Source organism: Acinetobacter sp. SwsAc6 (genome assembly GCF_013391565.1).
Lineage (GTDB): Bacteria > Pseudomonadota > Gammaproteobacteria > Pseudomonadales > Moraxellaceae > Acinetobacter > Acinetobacter cumulans.
Map to the genome: position 1 here is coordinate 1 of NZ_JACAXE010000066.1, position 2,059 is coordinate 2,059.

At 32.7% G+C, this 2,059-nt stretch carries 1 protein-coding gene and 2 pseudogenes; all 3 read right to left on the reverse strand.

The annotated features are described in order from the left end of the window. Window positions 1–524, reverse strand: a pseudogene (locus HYG93_RS19080) (IS4-like element ISAba1 family transposase); the annotation flags it as partial. Window positions 525–599: 75 nt separating this feature from the next. Beyond that, entirely contained in the window at window positions 600–1,427 is an 828-nt protein-coding gene (locus HYG93_RS19085) for an AraC family transcriptional regulator (RefSeq protein ID WP_000073658.1), read from the reverse strand. A 173-nt stretch (window positions 1,428–1,600) separates the two neighbouring features. Then, a pseudogene (locus HYG93_RS19090) lies at window positions 1,601–2,059 on the reverse strand (IS1 family transposase); the annotation flags it as partial.

The following is a 2,059-nucleotide window of genomic DNA, read 5'->3' on the forward strand; positions in this document are numbered from 1 at the left end:
TTGATGTCTTGTTCAATTAACCATGTAAACCACTGCTCACCGATAAACTCTCTGTCTGCGAACACATTCACAATACGGTCTTTACCAAAAATGGCTATAAAGCGTTGAATCAAAGCAATACGCTCTTTCGTATCTGAATTTCCACGTTTATTAAGCAATGTCCAAAGGATAGGTATCGCTATTCCACGATAAACGATTGCGAGCATCAGGATATTAATATTTCGTTTTCCCCATTTCCAATTGGTTCTATCTAAAGTCAGTTGCACTTGGTCGAATGAAAACATATTGAAAATCAACTGAGAAATTTGACGATAATCAAAATACTGACCTGCAAAGAAGCGCTGCATACGTCGATAAAATGATTGTGGTAAACACTTGATGGGCAAGGCTTTAGATGCAGAAGAAAGATTACATGTTTGCTTTAAAATAATCACAAGCATGATGAGCGCAAAGCACTTTAAATGTGACTTGTTCCATTTTAGAGATTTGTTTAAGATAAGATATAACTCATTGAGATGTGTCATAGTATTCGTCGTTAGAAAACAATTATTGTGACATTATTTCAATGAGTTATCTATTTTTGTCGTGTACAGAGATCTTCAAGATATATCTAGAACATTTGTGCACGCTTTTTGATATTGATTCAATGTTATGCCATAACAACGTTTAAACCATCGACCTAGATGACTTTGATCAGAAAAACAAAGATATGAAGCAACAGTTGTTGCTGATAATCCTTTTCTTAACAATTCTTTTGCCTTATTTAAACGGAGTTGGATCAGATATTGATGTGGAGAACAGTTAAAGTTTTTTTTAAATACACGGTTAATATAAAAACGATCTGTTTTCACCAATGTTGAGAGTGTTTGTAAGTCTAAATCATGAAAGAGACTTTCATGTAAAATTTCTTTTAGCTTTAATGCAATATTAGGTAATGTCTGGATAGACTTTTCACGTTTATATAAAATTTTTTTATTTACTAAGTTTTCTAATAAAAGATCTAAATACGTATCTTTCATCAATTGAGATTCATTGTTATTCAATATATTGTAGGTTGAAAGTATCAAATGTGAAAGTTGAGGATCAGAACGTAGGGTTGATTCGATAGCAAGTTCGATAGGCTCATTAAATATTCCTTCATAGCTTTTTTTTAACCATGCTGGATCTAAATGCATCATTTTATAAGTGAAGCCGAGAGGATCTGGTGCATTACCATCATGAACTTCTTCAGGTTCAAGCATGAAAGTTTGACCTTGATAGCTATCAATAATTTTTTTTCTACAATTGAATTGTTGATGTCCTAACTCTGTTACCCCTATAAGATAACTTGAGTGTAGATGAGGATCGTATGCAAAGCCTTTGAAGTGGGCATGAATTAGTTCTATACCTGTAGACTTATCCTGTGTGACATTGACCCAATTGCTCATATTTACTTAATTAGTCCTAATGGATTTAGCTTATCAAAAATTATCTAATGAAGAAATTCTAAAATTAACATAATACACCTTATACAAAATGCCCTTGTAAGCCCTTAATCAAGGGCATTTTTAGTCTCTACTTAACATAAAATTTTGGTGGTGCTTCAAAAAGTATGCTGCCTTTAAATGAAGCCATTATTGATGTAAAAGAAAAGAAGGCTAAATCAAAAGCTTTAAAATGGTTTTCAAGCTTTTTTGAAAAATTACAGCTTCTTCTGAAGCTACGCCTAATTCTATGCCTTATTTTGCAATTATTGCCTTCAATACCTACAGTAAAAAATTTACCAATACTTTGCTTACCATTTTTAAAAGCAGTGATGAAACTGTCCCAATGATCACTTGCAATTCGGGTGTAGTGAATATCTAATTGTTTAAGCTTTGTCTTCAATTGTTAGACTGTAGCTAAATCTCGTTTACCCCAAACATAAGCAACAATTTCACCTGTTTCTCGATGATAGGCGTAAATAAGCCATTGTTTATTCTTTTTATTTCCAACAAAATTCCAGAACTCATCTACTTCGAGAGATTCATAATGACTTTGCTGAGGCTGAATTTCATAGGTTGATTCAGTTAAAGTACGT